14 protein-coding genes and 1 pseudogene are annotated in these 20,837 nt (G+C 75.3%); 10 read left to right on the forward strand and 5 right to left on the reverse strand.

What is annotated here, in order from left to right:
• Together GSF02_RS13255 and ahcY are read right to left on the reverse strand one after the other, a co-directional pair.
• A complete protein-coding gene (locus GSF02_RS13255) occupies window positions 1–1,395 on the reverse strand; it encodes a sensor histidine kinase (RefSeq protein ID WP_159797266.1) in 1,395 nt (464 codons plus the stop codon).
• Window positions 1,396–1,626: 231 nt separating this feature from the next.
• Window positions 1,627–3,168, reverse strand: coding sequence for an adenosylhomocysteinase (gene ahcY / locus GSF02_RS13260; protein WP_159797268.1), 1,542 nt, complete (start codon window positions 3,166–3,168; stop codon window positions 1,627–1,629).
• Window positions 3,169–3,299: 131 nt separating this feature from the next.
• Here ahcY and GSF02_RS13265 point away from each other — a divergent pair, with 131 nt between their 5' ends.
• The 3 genes and pseudogenes from GSF02_RS13265 to GSF02_RS18905 all read left to right on the forward strand — a co-directional run bounded on the left by GSF02_RS13265 (window position 3,300) and on the right by GSF02_RS18905 (window position 5,979).
• Window positions 3,300–4,613 carry an acyltransferase family protein gene (locus GSF02_RS13265; protein WP_159797270.1) on the forward strand — a complete coding sequence of 438 codons (1,314 nt, stop codon included), beginning with the start codon at window positions 3,300–3,302 and terminating at the stop codon, window positions 4,611–4,613.
• Window positions 4,614–4,813: 200 nt separating this feature from the next.
• Window positions 4,814–5,485, forward strand: a pseudogene (locus GSF02_RS13270) (MFS transporter); the annotation flags it as partial.
• A gap of 86 nt (window positions 5,486–5,571) precedes the next feature.
• The gene (locus GSF02_RS18905; RefSeq protein WP_328799031.1) at window positions 5,572–5,979 is read left to right on the forward strand and encodes an MFS transporter; all 408 of its coding nucleotides are present in this window, start codon (window positions 5,572–5,574) and stop codon (window positions 5,977–5,979) included.
• 25 nt (window positions 5,980–6,004) lie between these two features.
• Here the strand turns inward: GSF02_RS18905 and GSF02_RS13275 are convergent, their stop codons facing one another.
• A complete protein-coding gene (locus GSF02_RS13275; protein WP_159797272.1) occupies window positions 6,005–7,291 on the reverse strand; it encodes an Nramp family divalent metal transporter in 1,287 nt (428 codons plus the stop codon).
• Between the two features lie 106 nt (window positions 7,292–7,397).
• Here GSF02_RS13275 and GSF02_RS13280 point away from each other — a divergent pair, with 106 nt between their 5' ends.
• The 7 genes from GSF02_RS13280 (at window position 7,398) to GSF02_RS13310 (ending at window position 16,278) form a co-directional block, all read left to right on the forward strand.
• Window positions 7,398–8,084 (forward strand): YoaK family protein, encoded by a 687-nt coding sequence (locus GSF02_RS13280; protein WP_328799030.1) that lies wholly within the window; start codon window positions 7,398–7,400, stop codon window positions 8,082–8,084.
• Between the two features lie 260 nt (window positions 8,085–8,344).
• Window positions 8,345–10,063, forward strand: a complete 1,719-nt coding sequence (locus GSF02_RS13285) for an ABC transporter substrate-binding protein (RefSeq protein WP_235915559.1) — start codon at window positions 8,345–8,347, stop codon at window positions 10,061–10,063.
• Between the two features lie 5 nt (window positions 10,064–10,068).
• Window positions 10,069–11,025, forward strand: coding sequence for an ABC transporter permease (locus tag GSF02_RS13290; RefSeq protein WP_159797276.1), 957 nt, complete (start codon window positions 10,069–10,071; stop codon window positions 11,023–11,025).
• Window positions 11,022–11,948 carry an ABC transporter permease gene (locus tag GSF02_RS13295; protein WP_159797278.1) on the forward strand — a complete coding sequence of 309 codons (927 nt, stop codon included), beginning with the start codon at window positions 11,022–11,024 and terminating at the stop codon, window positions 11,946–11,948. Before GSF02_RS13290 ends, GSF02_RS13295 begins: the two co-directional genes overlap by 4 nt.
• 92 nt (window positions 11,949–12,040) lie before the next feature.
• On the forward strand, window positions 12,041–13,810 hold the full coding sequence (locus GSF02_RS13300; protein ID WP_159797310.1) for a gamma-glutamyltransferase family protein: 1,770 nt from the start codon (window positions 12,041–12,043) through the stop codon (window positions 13,808–13,810).
• A complete protein-coding gene (locus GSF02_RS13305; RefSeq protein ID WP_159797280.1) occupies window positions 13,794–15,485 on the forward strand; it encodes a dipeptide ABC transporter ATP-binding protein in 1,692 nt (563 codons plus the stop codon). The genes GSF02_RS13300 and GSF02_RS13305 overlap by 17 nt, the downstream gene beginning before the upstream one ends.
• Complete coding sequence (locus GSF02_RS13310; protein WP_235915560.1) at window positions 15,466–16,278, forward strand: GntR family transcriptional regulator; 813 nt, start codon at window positions 15,466–15,468, stop codon at window positions 16,276–16,278. Before GSF02_RS13305 ends, GSF02_RS13310 begins: the two co-directional genes overlap by 20 nt.
• Window positions 16,279–16,446: 168 nt before the next feature.
• On the opposite strand, the gene GSF02_RS13315 is transcribed toward GSF02_RS13310, so the two are convergent.
• Window positions 16,447–17,952, reverse strand: coding sequence for a S8 family peptidase (locus GSF02_RS13315; protein ID WP_159797282.1), 1,506 nt, complete (start codon window positions 17,950–17,952; stop codon window positions 16,447–16,449).
• 235 nt (window positions 17,953–18,187) lie between these two features.
• Window positions 18,188–20,584 (reverse strand): BNR-4 repeat-containing protein, encoded by a 2,397-nt coding sequence (locus GSF02_RS13320; RefSeq protein WP_159797284.1) that lies wholly within the window; start codon window positions 20,582–20,584, stop codon window positions 18,188–18,190.
• Window positions 20,585–20,837 lie beyond the last annotated feature (253 nt).

Here is a 20,837-nt window from a genome sequence, read left to right on the forward strand (position 1 = left end):
TCACTGCTGGGTGCGGGTCGGGAGCGTCACGGTGACCACCGTAGGGCCACCCACCGGGCTGGAGAGGTCGAACGTGCCGTCGACGCTGCGGACCCGCTCGACGAGCCCCGCCAGGCCGGTGCGCCGGCCCGAGCCGTCCGGGCTCGCGACCGCGGCGCCGCCGCGGCCGTCGTCGCGCACCCGCAGCACCAGCGCGTGGTCGCGCCGCTCGGCCAGCACGTACACCCCGGTGGCGCGGGCGTGCTTGGCCGCGTTGGTCAGCAGCTCCGCCACGGTGAAGTAGGCGATCGCCTCCACGGCGGGCGACAGGTCGTCGGCCTCCAGCCCGTCGCAGTCGACGGTGACCGGCAGGGGCGCGCGGGCGGCGAGGGTCTCGAGCGCGACGGCCAGCCCGCTGTCCAGGGCGGGCGGGTGGATGCCGCGGGCGATCTCGCGCAGCTCGGTCAGCGCCTCCTTCGTCGAGGCGTGCGCGGTGCCCAGCAGGTCGGCCGCGAGCGCCGGGTCGCCGTCGCCGGTGAGCTGCTCGCGCGCCTCGCCGAGCTGCATCGCCACGGCCACCAGCCGGGCCTGGGTGCCGTCGTGCAGGTCGCGCTCGATGCGGCGCAGGCGCGCCTCGGCGTCCTCGACGGCCCCGGCGCGCGAGGCGTGCAGCTCGGCGACCCGCAGGCTGGCGCGCGTGGGCCCGAGCAGCGTGCGGGTCAGCACGCGCAGGAGCTGGGCGAACACGTGCGTGACCCACGGCCACGCGAGCAGCACCAGCACGCCGGCGACGGCGAGCGCCGCCTGCCGGGGCGGGGTGTCCACGAACCAGTCGGGACCCAGCTGCGCGCCGCGGTGCCAGGTGCCGTCGGTCGCCTGCTGCGCCGGCAGCCAGCGCGACCAGATCCAGTGCGTCGTGGCGCCGAGCCCAGTGACGAGGAACGTGGTGCTGAGCACGAAGCCCAGCAGCGTGACCGGGAAGGTGACGGCGAGGAACAGCAGCGCCCGCCACCCGGCGGCGTCGGCGAGCGGGGCGCCCAGGCTGCGCCAGAAGCCTCGCGGGCGGACGTACGGCAGCGGTGCCGCCACGGGCGTGTCCAGCAGCGAGGACCCCATCCCGCGGTACAGGGCCGCCCAGCCGCGGCCGCCGAGCACCAGGGCGCCGACGACGAAGAGCCCGACGACGGTGACGCCGAGCCCGGCGCCGAGCGCGACCGTGGCCACCGCGTACGCGAACCCGAACGGGGCCAGCAGCAGCGCCAGCCAGAGGTAGCCGTGCTCGGCCCAGGCGCGGCGGTGGAACGGCGCGCGCAGGAAGGGGACGCCGGCGGCGGGCTGCCAGGCGGCGGCGCCGGCCGGGCGCGGGCCGGCGGGCTGCGGCCCGGCGTGCGGGCCGACACCGGGGGCGGAGGTCATGGGAGCCATGCTCCCAGCCTGGCGGCCGGGCACGGCCCGGGGCCAGGGTGCCGGCCGCCGGGGGGGGCGGGGGGGGGGCCCCCCCCCCCCCCCCGGCGGGGGGGGGGGGGGGGGGCCCCCACCCCGCGGCGGGCGCGGGCGGGGGCCGTGGGGGCGGCCGGCGGGGGGGCACGGGGGACGTCCCCCGTGCCCGACGGCGGCGGGCGGGTCGGTGCCGGACCCGAGCCCGGCTCAGTACCGGTAGTGCTCCGGCTTGAACGGCCCCTCGACCGGCACGCCGATGTAGGCGGCCTGCTCGGGCGACAGCTCGGTCAGCCGCACGCCGAGCGCGTCGAGGTGCAGGCGCGCGACCTTCTCGTCCAGCACCTTGGGCAGGCGGTAGACCTGGTTGGCGTACTGCCGCTCGCCGGCCGGGCGCCGGGAGTCCACGAACAGCTCGATCTGGGCGATCGTCTGGTTCGAGAACGAGTTGCTCATGACGAACGACGGGTGGCCCGTGGCGTTGCCCAGGTTGAGCAGACGGCCCTCGCTGAGCACGATGACCGACTTCCCGCCCGGGAACGTCCACTCGTGCACCTGCGGCTTGATCTCCGTCTTGGTCACGCCGGGCGTCGCGGCGAGGCCGGCGATGTCGATCTCGTTGTCGAAGTGGCCGATGTTGCCCACGACGGCCTTGTCCTTCATCCGCGCGATGTGCTCGGCGCGGATGACGTCCTTGTTGCCCGTGGTGGTGATGAAGAAGTCCGCCTGGTCCAGGACGTCCTCGATGCGGGCCACCTGGAAGCCGTCCATCGCCGCCTGCAGCGCGCAGATCGGGTCGACCTCGGAGACGATCACGCGCGCGCCCTGGCCGCGGAACGCCTCGGCGGCGCCCTTGCCGACGTCGCCGTAGCCGGCGACGAAGGCGACCTTGCCGCCGATGAGGATGTCGGTGGCGCGGTTGATGCCGTCCGGCAGCGAGTGGCGGATGCCGTACTTGTTGTCGAACTTGCTCTTGGTGACCGAGTCGTTGACGTTGATGGCGGGGAAGAGCAGCTCGCCGGTCTCGGCCAGCTGGTACAGGCGGTGCACGCCCGTGGTGGTCTCCTCGGTGACGCCCTGGATGCCCGCGGCGATCTCCGTCCAGCGCAGCGGGTCGGCCTCGAGGCCGCGGCGCAGCACGTCGCGCACCACGTTCATCTCGTCGGTGTGGTCGGGCTCGCCGGGCAGCGTGTTCGGCGGCACGACGCCGGCGCGCTCGTACTGCAGGCCCAGGTGGACCAGCATCGTGGCGTCGCCGCCGTCGTCGAGGATCATGTTCGGCCCGCCGCGGCCCTCGGCGCCGTCCTGGCCCGGCCACACGAGGATCTGCTCGGTGCAGGTCCAGTAGTCCTCGAGCGTCTCGCCCTTCCAGGCGAACACGGGCACGCCCTGCGGGTCGTCCGGGGTGCCGTGCGGGCCGACGACGACCGCCGCGGCGGCCTCGTCCTGCGTGGAGAAGATGTTGCAGCTCGCCCAGCGCACCTCGGCGCCGAGCGCGACCAGGGTCTCGATGAGCACCGCGGTCTGGACCGTCATGTGCAGGGACCCGGCGATGCGGGCGCCGCGCAGCGGCTGGGACTCGCCGTACTCGGCGCGCAGGGCCATCAGGCCCGGCATCTCGTGCTCCGCGAGGCGGATCTGGTGGCGGCCGGCCTCGGCCAGGGCGAGGGAGCGGACCTTGTAGCGGCCGGGGACCTCGTCGAAGCCGGGGGTGCTGGCGGCTCGTTCGGGCGCAGTGGTGGACACGGACATCCTCCGTCGTTCGGTGTGCATGACTGCCGTGCGCTGGGGGCTCCCGTCTGCGCTGCGGCTCCAGCCTATCGCCGCCGCGACCGGCGCTCCCCGTTGGCGACGTTATCGAACCGTGACCTATGGTCGAGCCGATGGCGGTGACGACGGAAGCGGCAGCGAACGAGATCGAGGCGCCCCGGGGCACGGGCGGGGCCAGGAGGAGCGAGGAGCCGGCAGCGGCCGGCGCGTCCGCGCCCGGCGCGGGCACGAGGCCGGACGCGAGGCCGGACGCGAGGCCGGACGCGAGGCCGGGCACCCGCGGCGGGCGCGGCGGCGGCAGCCGCCTGCTCCTGCTGGACGGCCTGCGGTTCGCGGCGGCCGCCGCCGTCGTGCTCTACCACTTCACGGCCACCTCCACCGTGGGCGCGTACTGGCAGGCCCGGCCGGTCGACGTCTTCGGCCCGCTCAACGCGGTCAGCCGGTACGGCTGGCTCGCCGTCGAGCTGTTCTTCGTGCTCAGCGGGTTCGTGATCGCGCTGTCGGCGCAGGGCCGCACGCTGGCGCAGTACACCGGCTCGCGCGTGGGCCGGCTGTTCCCCGCCTACTGGGTGGCGGTGCTCGTCACGGTGCTGCTGCAGCAGGTGTGGTCGGGCGGGCGGCAGGCCGACCTGCCCGACACGGTGCTCAACCTGACCATGGCGCCGGACGTGTTCGGCGCCGCGCCGGTCCAGGTGGTGTTCTGGACGCTCCTGGTCGAGCTGAAGTTCTACGTCCTGGTCGGCGTGCTGCTGGCGCTCGGCGGCCTGACCCGGGGCCGGGTGGTCGCGTTCGCGGTGGCGTGGCCGGTGGTGGGTCTGGTCGCGCAGCGGGCCGGCTGGTCCGGCGTCGCCGACGCGCTGGTGGCGTCCTACGCGCCGTACTTCGGGGTCGGGATGCTGCTGTTCCTGCTGCGCCGCCCGGCGGCGGAGCGCGCCGCCTCCCCCGGCCGGGGCCGCGGCGCGGACGCGCCGGTGCTGGCCGCCCTGGCGGTGGACGTGGCGCTGAGCCTGTGGCACGTCGCCGACCGCGCCCAGCACGCCTCCCAGCTGCAGGGCGTGCCCGTGTCCCCCGCCGTGGCCGCCGCGATCGTGCTCGGCTCGGTGGCGGCCGTGTGGCTGGCGTCGTCGCCGCGCGCCGCGGTGCGCGGGCCGCGCCTGACCGCCGCCCTCACGGTCGCCGGGGCGCTGACCTACCCGCTGTACCTCGTGCACACCCAGTTCGGCTACGCCGTCATCGACTGGCTGGCGCCGCGGTCGGGGGTGTGGCTCACCCTCGCCGCCGCCGTCGCGGCGTCGCTCGCGCTGGCCGCGGTCATCCACTACGCCGTCGAGCGGCACGCCACGCGGCCGCTGCGGCGCGGGGTCGAGCGGACCCTCGTGCTCGCCACCGCGGCGCCCCGGCTCGGCGCCCCCGCCGGGGCCCGCTGAGGCCGGGCGCCCGGAGGCCGGGCTTCTCGGCTGGAGCGCGCTGCGGCCCGGCGCGCCCCGGCGCCGCGGCCCGCGGCGCGGGAGGATGGGCGGCGATGCCCGCTCCCGCCGCCCCCGGTCCCCGCCCGCTCTTCCCGCTGCGCAGCGTCGTGCTCGGCGCGTTCGTGCCGTCCTTCGTGTTCGACGTCGGCGTCGGCGCGATGCTCCCGGTCGTCGCGCGGACGGCCACGGACCTGGGCGCCGACCTCGCCGCCGCCGGCCTGCTGGCGGCGCTGGTGCCGGTGGGCCAGATCCTCGCCGACCTGCCCGCCGGGGCGCTGGCCGCCCGCCTCGGCGACCGGGTCGCGATGCTCGTGGCCGGCGTCGTGGCGGCGGTCGCGTTCGCCGGCGCGGCGCTCGCCCCGCACCTGGCGACGCTGGCGCTGGCGGTGCTCGCCGTCGGCGCCGCGGCCGCCGTGTTCAACCTGGCCCGGCACAGCTACCTCACCGAGATCACCCCGCCGCTGCAGCGGGCCCGCGTGCTGTCCACGCTCGCCGGCGTCCACCGCGTCGGCCAGTTCGTCGGCCCGTTCGCCGGCGCGCTGGCGATCCAGCTCGGCGGCGTCCGTGCCGCCTACTGGCTGGGGGCGGGCGCCGCGGTCGTCGCCACGGTCACGGTCGCCGTCGTGCGCGACGACGACGGCGCACCCGTGGCCGCCCGGCGGCGCGCCGCGGGCCCGGCGGACGCCGGGCCGGGCGGCCTCGCGCGCCCCACGGTGTGGTCGGTGCTGTGCGACCACCGGGCCCTGTTCACCACGCTGGGCATCGCGTGCGTGCTGGTCGGCGCCGTGCGCGGCGCCCGCCAGACCGTGATCCCGCTGTGGGCCGAGCACCTGGGTCTCGACCCGGCCGTGACGTCCGTGCTGTTCGGCGTGGCGGCGGCGTCGACATGCTGCTGTTCTACCCGGCCGGCAAGGTCATGGACCGCTGGGGCCGGCTGTGGATCGGCGTGCCGTCCATGCTGCTCATGGGCGTGGCGCTTGTGTGGCTGCCGTTCACGCACGACGCCGTCACCCTCGGCGCGGCGGCCATGCTGCTGGGGCTGGGCAACGGGATGGGGTCGGGCATCCTCATGACCCTCGGGTCCGACGCCTCGCCGGACGCCGGACGGGCGCAGTTCCTCGGCCTGTGGCGGGTGCTGCAGGACACGGGCATGGCGGTGGGCCCGCTCGTCGTGTCGGCCGGCGCGGCGCTCGGCTCGCTCGCCGCGGGCATCTGGGCGGCGGGCGCCCTCGCGCCCACCGCCGCCGCGGCCCTGCAGCGCTGGGTGCCGCGGTGGACGGTGCACACCAACCGCACCACCCGCCGGCGCGCGGGGCTCGGCTGAGCGCCCGCCGACCCGTCAGCCGCCGTCAGCCGCCGAAGAGCGGGGCGACCGCCTTAACGAGCTCGTTGACGCCCAGCACCACGAACATCGCGGCGATGAGCCCGAGCACCACGTTGAGCCAGGCGCGGTTGCGCCACTGCCGCGGCATCGTCCTGGAGTTCAGCAGCACCAGCAGCGTCACCGCCAGGAACGGCATGAAGAACGCCCCGAGCGCCCCGTAGGCCACGACCAGCGCGATGGGCCGGTCGAGCAGCAGCAGGAGCATCGGCGGGAAGGTCAGCCACAGGACGTACGCCTTGTAGTAGCGCCCGCCCGCGCCGCGGCGCGGGTCGCCCGCCGGGACGTTCCGCACCGAGGCCACGAAGTCGGCGAACATCAGCGACACGCCGTGCCACACGCCGAGCACCGACGAGAACGACGACGCGAAGAACCCGACCAGGAACAGGTGGCCGAGGAAGGTGCCGTACCGGTCGGCCAGCACGTCGGCGAGCTCCACGAGCCCGCCCTCGCCGTCGGCCAGCGCGACCCCGCTCGAGTACAGCAGCTCGGCGCCGACCACGAGCATCGCGATGACGAAGATGCCGGAGACGACGTACGCGGCGGCGTTGTCGATCCGCATCACCCGCATCCAGCGCGGCGTGGTCCAGCCCTTCTCCGACAGCCAGTAGCAGTACGCCGCCAGGGTGATGGTGCCGCCGACGCCGCCGGCCAGCCCGAGGGTGTAGATCACCGCGCCGTCCGGGATGCGCGGCACCAGGCCCGTGACCACCTCGCCGAGGTTCGGGAGCGTGGCGACCGCCGAGCCGACCACGGTGACGAACATGACCCCGACCAGCACCGCCATGAGCTTCTCGAAGAAGCCGTACCGGCCGAACCACACCAGCGCCGCGCCGACGACGCCGGTGATCATGGCCCACCAGCGCACGTCGAGGCCGGGCAGCAGCGCGTTGAGGGCCAGGCCGGTGCTCGACATGGCGGCGGCGCCGTAGCTCAGGCCCCAGACCACCACGTAGACGCCGAAGTAGACGACCGCCCAGCGGCCCACCTGCCGCCACCCCTCGAAGATGGTGCGGCCGGTCGCCAGCGACCAGCGGCCCGCCCCCTCGACGAGCGCGATCTTCACCACGACGCCGAGCACCGCCGCCCACAGCAGCGCGTACCCGAACCGCGACCCGGCCACGAGCGTGGCGACGAGGTCGCCCGCGCCGATGCCCGTCGCCGCCACGACGAGCCCGGGCCCGACGATGCGCCAGCGCGGCTTCTCCGCGAGCTCGTGCTGCACGCCTGCTTCGACACCTTTGTCCACGGTCATGCGCTCGAGGCTACACAGCGGGCGGTGATCTGGCTCACGCTGGGCTCGCAGCCCGCGCCCAGCGTGCGCAACACTGCCGGAACCCGGTGCCGCTACCGTGCCGCCCGTGACTCGACCCGCCTCCCGCGACCGCACGCACGTCGCGCTCATGCTCGCCCTGACGTTCTCGACCGGCATCGCCGACGCCGTCGGCTACCTCGGGCTCGACAAGGTCTTCACCGGCAACATGACCGGCAACGTCGTCATCCTCGGGATGGCGCTGGTCGGCGCCGACGACCTGCCCGTCGTCGGCCCGGTCGTGGCGCTGGCTGCGTTCCTCGCCGGAGCCGCGCTGGCCGGCCGCATCCTGCGGCCCGTCGCGGCCGGCTGGCACCGCCGCACGACGACGGTGCTCGTCGTGGTCGCCGCCGTGCTGGTCGCGGTGGCCGGCGCGCTCGCGCTCGCCGACGACGGCGGGCCCACCCTCAGCGGCTACCCGCGGGCCGTGGAGCTGGCCGTGACGGCCGGGCTCGCCCTGGCGATGGGCGCCCAGGCCGGCGCGGCCCGCCACCTGGCCGTCAAGGACGTCACGACCGTGGTCGTCACCTCGACCATCACCGGGCTGGCCGCCGACTCGGCGCTGGGCCGGGCGGTGCCCCAGCCGTGGGTGCGGCGCGTGCTGGCCGTGGTGCTCATCGGGGCCGGCGCGGGCGCCGGCGCGCTGCTCCTGCAGGTGCACCTGGCGTGGGGCGTCGCGCTCTCCGCCGCCATCACCGTCGCCGTCGCGCTGGTCGGCCACCGCACCCGCGACTGACCCTCACCCCTCGGCCACCCCCTCCCGACCACCCCCTCTCGGCCACACCCTGTGGGGGGGGGCCCCGGGGGGTCCGAGACAGCCCGGGGTTTGTCGGACCGCCAGGGACCCGCAGCCGTCTGCGCCCGTCCCAGCACGTAAGACACCCCTGGTGCGCGCAACAGAGGATTAACAGGATGGCAACCCATTGCATACCAACGGTGAACTCCGTAGGTGATTGCATTCAATCTGACCTTGTCGGCCCCGGATTGGACACCATCGTGCGCGTCTCCTCCTTCGCCTCACCGCGTGACCCCGCGGCGCCCGCCGCGGCGCCAGGCCCCCGCCCCCGCCCCGCCCGCCGCCTGCGCGCGGCCGCCCCCACCGCCGTCGTGCTCGCCGCGACCCTGGCCGCCGGCGGCTGCCAGGCCGTGCAGACGACCTCGACCGGTGAGGGCAGCGCCGCCCCCACCGCCGACGTCACCGACGTGTCGTTCGACGGCAAGACGATCGTCGAGGGCGGCGACCTCGTGATGGCGCTGTCCGCCGAGCCGGACCGCCTCGACCCGACCACGTCGTCGTCGCTGTACACGCGCTACGTCATGCAGACCATGTGCGAGAAGCTGTACGACATCGACGCCGAGGGCGCGATCGTGCCGATGCTCGCGACCGAGCTCCCCGAGGTCTCCGACGACGGGCTGTCGGTGACGATCCCGCTGCGCGACGACGCCGTCTTCGCCGACGGGACGCCGTTCGACGCCGAGGCCGTCAGGACGACGCTCGAGCGGCACCTGACCCTCGAGGACTCCTCGCGCCGCAGCGAGCTCGGCCCGATCACCGGCGTGACGGCCGTCGACGACCACACCGTCCGCGTCGACTACGAGACCCCGTTCGCCCCGCTCGCCGCCGTGCTCGCCGACCGCGCGGGCATGATCATGTCGCCGACGGCGCTCGCCGAGCAGGGCGACGCGTTCGGCGACCACCCGGTGTGCGTCGGGCCGTTCAAGTTCGTCGAGCGCGTGCCGCAGACGTCGATCACCGTCGAGCGCGACCCGCTGTACTACGCCGCCGACGACGTCCACCTCGACACCATCACCTACCGGATCATCACGGACTCCTCGATCCGGGCGGCCAACCTGCGCTCGGGCGACGTGCACGTGGCCGACTCGCTGTCGCCGCAGGACTTCGGCGAGCTCGAGCAGACCGACGGCGTCGGCCTGCTGCAGGTCGCCTCGCTCGGCTACCAGGCGATGACGATCAACGTGGGCAACACCGACGGGGTGGGCAGCCCGCCCGGCAGCATCGACACGCCGCTGGCGACGGACCCGCGGGTCCGCGAGGCGCTGTCCATGGCCGTCGACCGCGATCAGCTGGTCGGGTCGGTGTTCCACGGCCTGTACGACCCGGCCTGCTCCCCCATCTCGCCCGCCAGCCCGTTCAGCACCGACGCGTCCGAGGCGTGCTCCGAGCACGACCCCGAGGCTGCCAAGGCGCTGCTCGAGGAGGCCGGCGTCGAGGTGCCCTACCAGGTCGAGATGAAGGTCTCGAACAACCCGGACACGCTGCGCCTCGCGCAGGCGATCCAGGCCCAGGTGGCCGAGGCGGGCTTCGAGCTGACGATCACGCCGGTCGAGTACTCGACCCTGCTCGCCACCCAGGACGCCGGCGACTTCGCGCTGCTGCAGCTCGGCTGGTCCGGCCGCATCGACCCGCACGGCAACATGTACAACTTCCTGTCCACCGAGGCGGGCAACAACTACTCCGGGTACTCGAACCCCGACGTCGACAGCCTGCTCACCGAGGCCGCCCAGACCACCGACACCGCCGAGCGCGCGGAGCTCTACGGCCAGGTCGTGACGCAGGTCCAGGAGGACAACCCGATCGTCTACCTGTACCGCACGCGGTCGCTGACCGGGTACACCACCGACGTCGCGGGCGTCTCGACGTACGCCGACGGCGTCGTGCGCCTCGGCACCGCCGCGTTCGTCGAGGAGGGCTGAGACCGATGGTGCGTCTCCTCCTCGCCCGCCTGGGGCAGTCGGTCGTCACGCTGCTGATCGCCTCGGTCGTCATCTTCGTGGGGGTGCGGCTCCTGCCGGGCGACCCGGCGCTCGCCATGGCGGGCGAGGAGGCGACGCCCGAGCGGGTCGCCGCGATCCGGGCCGAGCTCGGGCTCGACGACTCGCTGCTGGTGCAGTACCTCCACTTCCTCGGCCAGGTGCTCAGCGGCGACCTCGGCGAGTCGACCCGGACCGGCACGCCCGTGACCACGCTGCTCGGCTCGACGCTGCCGGTGACCCTGTGGCTGTCGCTCTACGCGATCGTCGTCGCCGTCGTCGTCGGCATCGCCCTGGGCGTGGTGGCCGAGCGCTTCCGGGGCCGCTGGCCCGAGTGGCTCGCCAACGCCGCCGCCCTGACCAGCCTGTCGGTGCCGAACTTCTGGCTCGGCATGCTCGCCATCCTCTGGCTGTGCATCGGGCTGGGGCTGTTCCCCGCGTCCGGGTACGTCGAGCTGGGGCAGGACCCGCTCGCCTGGGCGCTGCACCTGACGCTGCCGGCGCTCGTGCTGGGCACCGGCCTGGCCGCCGTGATCATGCGTCAGACCCGCGCGTCGATGATCGAGGCGATGGGGTCGGACTACGTCCGCACCGCCCGCGCCACGGGCCTGCCCAAGGGCCGGGTCCTGCTGCGGTACGGGCTGCGCAACTCGCTCGTCGTCGTCGTGACGATCGCCGGCCTGCAACTCGGCGGGCTCATCTCCGGCGCCGTCGTCACCGAGCAGATCTTCGCCCTGCCGGGCTTCGGCAAGCTCACGCTCGACGCCGTCTTCACGCGCGACTACCCGGTCATCCAGGCGGTCGTGCTCGTCACCACCCTCGGGTACGTGCTCGTCAACCTCGCCGTCGACGTGCTGTACACCGTGGTCAACCCGCGGATCCGCGTGGGAGGGAGAAGCTCGTGACCCAGGTCGTCACCACCACCGCCACCACCGCCCCGGGCGGCGCGGCCGGCGCGCCCGGCGACGGGCCGCAGGTCGCCGCGGTCCCCCGGCTGCGGGTGCTCACCCACCTGCTGCGCACGCCCCTGGCCCTCACGGGCCTCGTCATGCTCGCCGTCGTCGTGCTGGCCGGGGTGCTGGCACCGTGGATCGCGCCGTACGCCCCGGAGCAGGTCCACTTCGACGCCCCCTTCCAGCTGCCGGGCACCGTGGGGTTCGCCCTGGGCACCGACGACCTGGGCCGCGACATCCTCTCGCGCATGCTCTGGGGCGTGCGCGCCTCCCTGACGGTGGGGCTCCTGGCCGTGGTCCTCGCCGTCGTCGTCGGCACCCCGCTCGGGCTCGCCGCCGGCTACTGGCGGTGGCTCGACGCGCCGATCTCCCGCCTGACGGACGTGACGCTCGCCTTCCCGTTCCTGGTCCTGGCCGTCGGGCTGGCCGCCATCAGCGGCCCGAGCCTGACCAACGCCGCGATCGCGCTCGGCGTCGCGCAGGTGCCGACCATGATCCGCGTGGTCCGGGGCGAGACGCTGCGCGTGCGGGAGCACGAGTTCGTCCAGGCCGCCGTCGCGATGGACGCCTCCGGGCCGCGCATCCTGGCCCAGCACGTGCTGCCCAACTGCCTGTCCGCCGTGATCGTGCAGGCCACCGTCATCATGCCGGTGGCCGTGCTCGGCGAGGCCGTGCTCAGCTTCCTCGGCCTGGGCATCCAGCCCCCGACCCCGAGCCTGGGCATCATGCTGGCGGACGCCCAGCAGTACCTCAGCCGCACGCCGTGGCCGGCGCTCTTCCCGGGCCTGGCGATCGTCGTCGTCTGCCTGGGCTTCAACCTCGTGGGCGACGCGCTGCGCGACGCCCTCGACCCCTCGACCTCCGACCGCAAGTGAGCCGCCGCGTGAACAGCCCCGTGAGCCACCACCCCTCCTTCGTCGCGCCGCCCGCGGCGCCGACCCGCCCCGACCTGCGCGGCACGTTCGGCATGGCGGCCTCCACCCACTGGCTCGCCACCGCGAGCGCCCAGGCCGTCCTGGAGCGCGGTGGCACCGCGTTCGACGCCGCCGTGGCCGGCGCGTTCGTCCTGCACGTCGTCGAGCCGCACCTCAACGGCCCCGGCGGCGACATGACCGGGGTGTTCGCCACCGCGCAGGAGCCCGGGCGCCCGCGGGTGCTGGTGGGCCAGGGCCCCGCCCCGGCCGGCGCGACGATCGCGCACTACCGCGACGCCGAGGGGCTGGACCTCGTGCCGGGGTCCGGCGCCCTGGCGGCGGCCGTGCCGGGCGCCGTCGACGCCTGGTTGCTCCTGCTGCGCGACCACGGCAGGTGGTCGCTCGGCGACGTCCTGGCCTTCGCGATCGGCTACGCCCGCGACGGCCACCCCCTGCTGGCGCGGGTGAGCACCACCATCGCCGGCGTGGCGGACCTGTTCCGCGACCACTGGCCCACGTCCGCGGAGCGCTGGCTGCCCGGCGGCCGCGTGCCCGAGCCCGGCGAGCTGGTGACCGACCCGCAGTACGCGGCGGTCCTCGAGCGGCTCGTCGCCGCGGAGGCGGCGGCGCTCGCGGGCGGCGCGGCGCGCCCGGCCGCGATCGACGCCGCCCGCGCGGCCTGGCGCGACGTCGTCGGGCCGGCGGTCGAGGAGTTCGTGCGCACGCCGCACCGGCACGCCGACGGCCGCGACCACGCGGGCGTCATGACGGCGGCGGACGTGGCCGGCTTCACGGCGTCGTACGAGGACCCGGCCACGGTGACCTTCCGCGGGTACACCGTCGCCAAGACCGGGCCGTGGGGCCAGGGACCCGTCCTGCTGCAGACCCTGAAGATCCTCGAGGGGTTCGACGACGCGCTGCTGGACCCGTCGACCGAGGCGGGCGCCCACACCGTGCTCGAGGCGCTCAAGCTGGCCATGGCCGACCGGGACGCCTGGTACGGCGAGGAGCTCGACGCCGCGGCGCTCGCGCACCTGCTCTCCGACGCGTACGCCGCCGAGCGCCGCGCGCTCGTGGGTGCGAGGGCCTCGACCGAGCTGCGCCCCGGGTCCGTGCCCGGCCGCCCGGCCCCCGCCCTGCCCCCGCTGCGCACCGACGCGGCCGCGGGCGCCGGCATCGGCGAGCCGACGGTCGTCGTCGACGCCGGGCTCGAGCTCGCCGCCGACGGCTCGACCCGCGGCGACACGTGCCACATCGACGTCGTCGACCGCTGGGGCAACATGATCTCCGCGACCCCCTCGGGCGGCTGGCTGCAGTCCTCCCCCACCGTCCCGGGCCTCGGGTTCTGCCTCGGCACGCGCCTGCAGATGTCGTGGCTCGACGAGGCCTCGCCGTCGGCCCTGGCGCCGGGCCGGCGCCCGCGGACCACGCTGACCCCCACGCTCGTGCTCCGTGACGGGCAGCCGGTCATGGCGCTCGGCTCGCCGGGCGGCGACCAGCAGGACCAGTGGCAGCTGCTCCTGCTGCTGCGGGTGCTGGTGGGCGGCTACAGCCCGCAGGAGGCGATCGACGCGCCCGCCCTGCACACCACCGCGTTCCCCGGCTCGTTCTGGCCGCGCACGTGGACGCCGGCCGGCGCCGTCGTGGAGGACCGCCTCGGCGACGACGTCGTGCGCGGTCTCGCCGCGCGCGGCCACGCCGTCACCCGCGCCGGCGACTGGGCGCTGGGCCGCCTGTCCGCCGTCACCCGTGATCCCGCCACCGGCGTCCTCGGCGCCGCGGCCAACCCGAGAGGAGCCCAGGGCTATGCAGCAGGCCGCTGACCCCACCACCCGGTCCGCACCGACCGGCACGCCGGACGGCGCCCCGCTGCTCGCGGTGCGCGGTCTGGAGATCTCCTACGGCGCGCGCCCCGTCGTGCACGGCGTCGACCTCGAGGTCCGCCGCGGCGAGCGCGTCGCGATCGTCGGCCAGTCCGGCTCCGGCAAGTCCACGCTCGTGGCGGCGCTGCTCGACCTGCTCCCGGGCGCCGGGCGGGTCACGGCCGGGGAGGTCCGCCTCGACGGCGAGCTGCTCACGGGCGACGGCGGCGCCCGCGTGCGCGCGGCCCGCGGCCGGCGGATCGGGCTCGTGCCGCAGGACCCGGCCACGAACCTCAACCCGACCATGCGGATCGGGGAGCAGGTGGCCGACGCCCTGCGGGCCGACGGCGTGCGCGGGCCGGCGCTGCGGCGCCGGGTCACCGAGCTGCTCGCCGAGGCCGGCATCCCCGACCCCGAGCGGCGGGCGCGCCAGTACCCGCACGAGTTCTCCGGCGGCATGCGCCAGCGCGTGCTCATCGCCCGCGCCCTGGCGCGCGAGCCGGAGCTGCTGGTCGCCGACGAGCCGACGTCCGCGCTCGACGTCACCGTGCAGCGGCGCATCCTCGACCACCTGCAGACGCTCGTCGAGGCCCGCGGCACGGCCCTGCTGCTGGTCACGCACGACCTGGGGGTCGCCGCGGACCGGGCCGACCGCGTCGTCGTCATGCTCGAGGGCCGCGTGGTCGAGCAGGGGGCGCCCGAGCAGGTGCTGCGCGACCCGCAGCACGAGTACACCCGCCGGCTCGTGGCCGCGGCGCCCGGGCTGTCGGTGCGCCGGCGCCCGGCGGCCGCCGCGGACCGTCCCGCCGAGGAGCCGGCTGCGTCCGCGCACGCCGGCCGCCCCGCCGCCAGGGGCGACGACGTCGTCGTCGTGGAGGAGCTCGTCAAGGAGTTCCACGTGCGCGGCAGCCGCGAGCGCGTGCGGGCCGTCGACGGCGTGTCGTTCACCGTGGCGCGGGGCACCACGACGGCGCTCGTGGGCGAGTCGGGCTCGGGCAAGACCACCGTCTCGCGCATCCTGCTCGGGCTCGAGCGGGCCACCAGCGGCGTCGCGCTCGTCGAGGGCACCGACCTCGCGTCCTGCACGCGGGCCGAGCGGCGCGTCGCCCGGCGGCGGGTGCAGCCGGTGTTCCAGGACCCGTACGGCTCCCTGGACCCGACGCACACGGTGGAGCGGCTGGTGGACGAGCCGCTGCGCGTGCTGCGGATCGGCGACGCCGCGGCGCGGCGCCGGCGCGTCGCCGAGCTGCTCGACCAGGTCGCGCTGCCGCGCGACGTGCTGCACCGCCGGCCCGGCGAGCTCTCGGGCGGGCAGCGCCAGCGCGTCGCGATCGCGCGGGCGCTGGCCCCCGAGCCGTCCGTGCTGCTGTGCGACGAGGCGGTCTCCGCGCTCGACGTGCTGGTGCAGGAGCAGGTGCTGGACCTCCTGGGCGACCTGCAGCGCGACCTCGGGGTCTCCTGCCTGTTCATCACGCACGACCTCGCCGTCGTGCGGCAGATCGCGGATAATGTCGTCGTCCTGCGGCGAGGACGTCTCGAGGAGTCGGGGGGCGTCGACGACGTCTTCCTCGCCCCGCGGGCCGACTACACCCGCGAGCTGCTAGGAGCCATCCCCGGTGCCGCCGTCCTCTCCTGACACCTCCGACGTCGCCGGCGCGGCGTCCGACCCCGCCCCCGCCCGGGGCGTGCCCGCCTACCCGTCGGGCGGGGTCTCGTCGGGCATCCAGGACGCCATCCGCCGCGACGTCATCACGGGGCGGCTGACCCCGGGCGACCGCGTCACGGAGGCGTCGCTGGCGCAGCGCTACGGCGCCTCCCGCGTCCCCGTGCGGGAGGCGCTGCGCGCGCTGGAGAGCGAGGGGTTCATCGAGTCGCGCCCGCACGTCGGCTCGCGCGTCGCGGCGATCCCGGTCGACGACGCCGACGACCTGTTCGCGGTCCGCGAGACCCTCGAGGTGTCGACGGCGCGGCGCGCCGCCCTGCGGGCTGCGGCCCTGTGGAGCGCCGACCAGCCGCCGGAGGACTGGTTCACCGCGCGCCGCGAGATCGCCGCGCTGCTGGACTCCGGGGACGACTGCGTCGCCCGCGGCGATCTCGACGCGCTGGTCGACATCCACGACCGGTTCCACCTCGCGGTCGCGCGCCTGACCGGCAGCCGGACGCTCCCGCGGCTGCTGCGGCAGGTCTCGTGGAAGATCGAGTGGCTCTACGCCGCCGAGCCGCAGGAGCGCGGCAGCCGCCTGTGGCCCGAGCACCGCCGCCTCGTGGCCGCCATCGACGCCGGCGACGCGGAGCAGGCCGCCGCGCTCATGGCTCACCACGTCCGGGAGTCCCGCATCGGCTACCTCACCCGCTACCCCGTGCGCGGTGCGAGCGCCGACCCCGCGGTGGCGGCCGCCGTCGACGAGCGGCGCGGCGCCGGCCGCTGAGCCCTGCCCTGCCCTGCCCTGCCCTGCCCTGCCCTGCCCCTGCCCCCGCCCCTGCCCCCGGCCCGGACGGATGCGGGTCCCTGGCGGTCCGAGACAGAGGGCTCTGTCTCGGACCGCCAGGGACCCGCAATGTTCGTCGCCCGGGGCCGCCGGCCCCTCGGGTCGGGGCTACTGCAGGGTGACCGCGTCCAGGGCGTCGACGATGCCGTCGCCGTAGAAGCTGTTCTCGGTCAGCCCGCCCACGCAGGCCGGGCCCGAGGAGACCGGGCCGCACGCGTGGTCGTCCGCCTGCTCGCGCACGGCCTGCTCGAGCTGCGCCGGCGTCCAGTCCGGGTGCGTCGACTTCAGCAGCGCCACGACGCCCGCCACGTGCGGCGAGGCCATCGAGGTGCCCGAGGCGGTGCGGTAGCCGTCGCCCGGGAAGTTCGTCGACAGGATCGACGAGCCGGGAGCGGCGACGTCGATCTTGCCCAGGCCGCGGTTGGAGAACGACGACAGGTTCCCCGCCCGGTCGATCGAGGAGACGGTCACGACGCCGTCCAGCTCGGCCGGGATGTCCTCGCAGCCGGAGTTGATCGTGCGGGTGACGGGCGTCGAGTCGTTCGGGCTCGAGGTGTCGACGGTGTTGTTCGCCAGGTCGGTCGCGGCGTTGCCCGCGGCGGCCACGTGCGCCACGCCGCGGTCGGTGGAGAAGTCCACCGCGCGGGTCACGGCCTCCTTGACCGCGGCCTGGTCGGGCTGGTCGGCGCACCAGTACATGAACGGGTCGATGTAGTACGAGTTGTTGGTGACGTCCATGCCCTCGAGGCCGGCCCAGACGAACCCGCAGATCGCGTACTCGGGGTAGATGAACCCGTCGTCGTTGACGACCTTGACCGAGGCGAGCCTCACGCCGGGGGCCACGCCGACGATGCCGACGCCGTTGCGGGCGGCGGCGATGGTGCCGGCCACGTGGCTGCCGTGGTAGCTGGTGGTGGGCTGCCAGCCGGTGGCCGAGGTGTCCGGCCTGCCGGCGGAGGTGCAGTTGACCGACGCGGCGGTGTCGATCACCGGGGCGAGGTCGGGGTGCGTGGCGTTGATGCCGGAGTCGAGCACGCCGACGAGCACGTCGGGCGAGCCGTCGGTGATCTCGTGGGCCTGGTCGGCCTTGATCAGGCTCATGTCCCACTGCTCGGCCTCGCGCGGGTCGGGCGCGACGGCGCTGGCCTCGACCTCCTCGAGCCCGACACCGACCGTCTTCTTCTTGGTGGCCTTGTGCGGCGCCCCCTTGGCGCCCGGCACGGTGCCCGCCGCGGCCGGCGTCGCCTCCGAGACGGGGACGGTGCGGGTGACGCCGACCGACTCCACGGCGTGCCCCTTGGCGAGGCGCACGACGTCGGCGCGGAAGGTGTCGTTGGCCGAGTGGGCGATCACGACGCCGATCTCGGGCCAGGACTGGACGACGACGCCGCCGGCGTCGGTCACCGCCCGCTCGGCCAGCCGGGTCTGCCCCGGGTTGGCGTGCTTGGCGTTGACGACGTACGAGAACGTCTGCCCCTCGGGCGTGACGACCGGCACGGGCGTCGACGTCGGCTCGTCGGCGGCGACGGCGACGTTGCCGAGGCCGACGAGCGCGAGCGCCGCGGTCGCCGTGGCTGCCGCCAGGCGGGCGCGGCGGGTGGTGCTCAGCTTCATGGGTTCCCCCCTCACGAGATCGAGACCCGGGCAGGGTCTCGGGGGTGACCATATGCGCCACCACGTCCACGTGTGGCGTGCGCCACACCGCGCGACACGCGTCTGAAACACAGGCGCACACGAGTGCGGGTCCCTGGCGGTCCGAGACAGACCCCTCTGTCTCGGACCGCCAGGGACCCGGATCGTTGGGGGCTGGGACGGGCGCCAGCCAGGCGCCCGCGGGTGGGCCCGGAGGTCAGCCGACCGCGGCAGAGGGGTCGCCGCTCGGCTCGGCAGAGGGGTCGCCGCTCGGCTCGGGCGACGGGGCGCCGCTCGGCTCGGGCGACGGGGCGCCGCTCGGCGCAGCGGACGCCCCGACACTCGGCTCGGGCGACGGGTCGCCGCTCGGCTCGGGCGAGGGGTCCACGCTCGGCTCGGGCGACGGGTCGCCGCCGAGCGAGGCCGTCGGCTCGGGCGACGGGTCGCCGCCGAGCGAGGCCGACGGCTCGGACGACGGGGCGACGCGTGGCAGCGCCGCGGACGTCGACTCGGACGTCGACGCGGACGCCGACACGGCCGCCGCCGCCGGCCGCTTCCCCAGGGCGACCCGCACGACGTACACCTGCGCGGCCGAGGTGGGCACGGTCGTCTCGTGGTTGCCCTGCGCCGCGTACTGCAGGTACAGCTCCAGCACACCCTCGTCGTGCCACAGCCGGGTGTCGTACGTGGGCTCCCACGAGTGCACCGGCCCGGCCGTGAGGTCGCGCAGCTCCCAGCGGTTCGCGCCGATCCCGCCCGCCTGCGTCCGGGCGACCGTCGCGACGTTGCCGCGCTCGGCGTCGCGGAGCATGAGGAACACCTGCGCCTGCGCCCCCGTGCCCCGCACGGCGATGTTGGGCCGGGACAGCGGCAGCGCCAGCGTGCCGTTGCCCGCCAGGTCCGCCGCCGTGCTGCGGAAGCCGGTGAAGGTCGTGTGCCATCCCGCGTCGTCGTGCCGGATCACGGCGTACTGCGTGGTGCCGCCCTTGTTCAGCTCCGTGTTGAGGTAGGTGGCGATGAACGGCTGCCCCGCGTCGTCGAGCGTCATGGCGGTCTGGTTCATGAGGTTGCTGCCCTCGGGCACGCGGGCCACCTTCTCGGCGGTGGCCTGGGTGATCGGCAGGGCGTACGCCGTGCCGTCCGAGCGCACCCACCGCCGGCCCGTGGCGTCGGTCGCGACGGCGTACATCACGTCCGAGTTCGTCGCGACGTTGGTGGTGCGGCGGAACGTCCAGGACAGGTGGAGGCGGCCCTTGTCGTCGGTGACGGCCTGCCAGTACGCGCTGCGGGCGTTCTCGCCGGAGATCAGCGCGTCCGCGACCCGCGACCACTGTCCCGCTCCGGCGTTCGCGCTCACGTCGAGGCGGTTGAGCACCACGTCGCCGTTGCCGGACCTGCCGTGCCGGTAGAGGAAGAACAGGTCCCCGTCGGTGGTCGGCAGGAACTGGGGGTAGGTGACCGCGTCCTCGAGCGTGCCGATCATCGACTGCTTCGGGCCGAGGGCCAGCCCGCCGGCGGTGGTGGTGCGCGCGTAGCTGAGCGGGTGGCCGTGCATGCCCCACGAGACGTGCAGGTACCCCTGGCCGTCCAGGCCGATCGAGATGACGTTGTGGGCGTCCTGGATCGGCCCGCGATACGACGACGTCTTGGTCTGCCAGCTGTCGCTGTCGTGCACGCGCTTGGCGATCACCACGCGGCCGAGGTCGTCGTAGTACGCCGCGTACTGCACCCGCACGCCCGCCACGACGCCGCTCGTGAGGGACTCCTTGCGGAACGACGCGGCGTTGACGGTGTTCTCGGCGTACCCGCGCCCGAGCCGCCACGAGCGCTCGACATCGCGCGTGAGCTCCAGCTCGAGCGCCGTGGGCGGCGGGGTCCAGCGGCCGAAGTACACGACGTCCCCCGCCCGCCCGTAGGCGACCACCTGGTCGGCGGCGCCGCCGCCCAGCGAGCTGCGCACGTAGAACTGGTTCGCGCGCCGCACGACCGGCAGGTCGGTGCCGTTGCCGTCGACGTCGGCGAGGTACACCTCGTCGTCGGCGCGGCCGTAGGTGAAGGTCACGTCGGCCGGGCCGGTGGTCAGCGAGTTGCGGACGTAGAAGGTGGCCCCGCGGCGCAGCACCACGGTGGCGACGCCGTCGCCGTCCACGTCCCCGAAGAGCACCTCGTCGCTCGGGCGCCCGTAGGTGAAGGTCACGTCCGCCGCGCCCGTCGTGAGCGAGTTGCGGACGTAGAACGTCGCGCCGCGCCGGATGATCGGCGTCTCCGCGCCGTCGCCGTCGAGGTCGGCGAAGAAGAGCTGGTCGCCGGCGCGGCCGTAGTCGACGACGGCGTCCGCCTCCCCGGCCGACAGCGAGTTCTTGACGTACAGCGTCTTGCCGCGGCGCACGACCGGGGTGTCGGTCCCGTTGCCGTCGGTGTCCGTGAACCACACCTCGTCGCCGCTGCGCCCGTACCGGAAGACGGAGTCGGCCGGCCCGGCCGACATCGAGTTCTTCACGTGGTAGTCGGCGCCGCGCCGCACGACCGGGGTGTCCGCGACCCGGGTGTCTGCCTCGGCGGTCGGCGTCGGCTGCAGCCCCACGGGGTCGACGACGACGAGGCCGGCGAGCACCAGGACCGCGACGAGCGCGCCGACCGGGCGCCGCCCCCCGGTCGCGGCGTCGGCCGGCGGGCCTCCGGACGCGGGCGAAGGCGTGGGCGTGGTGGCGGACCGGCATGCAACGTCTCCAGCGTCGGGAACCCCGCGCCGCGCCCCAGCGGGGACGCGCGCGGCGAGGCCCGCCGCTTCCCGGGACCGGCCCGACAAGAGAGACGGCGCTCGCGCCGGATCATGACGCGGAACGGGCACACCAAACCTGTGACCT

The organism is Puerhibacterium puerhi (genome assembly GCF_009846865.1).
In the GTDB taxonomy this organism is placed as follows: Bacteria; Actinomycetota; Actinomycetes; order Actinomycetales; family Cellulomonadaceae; genus Puerhibacterium; species Puerhibacterium puerhi.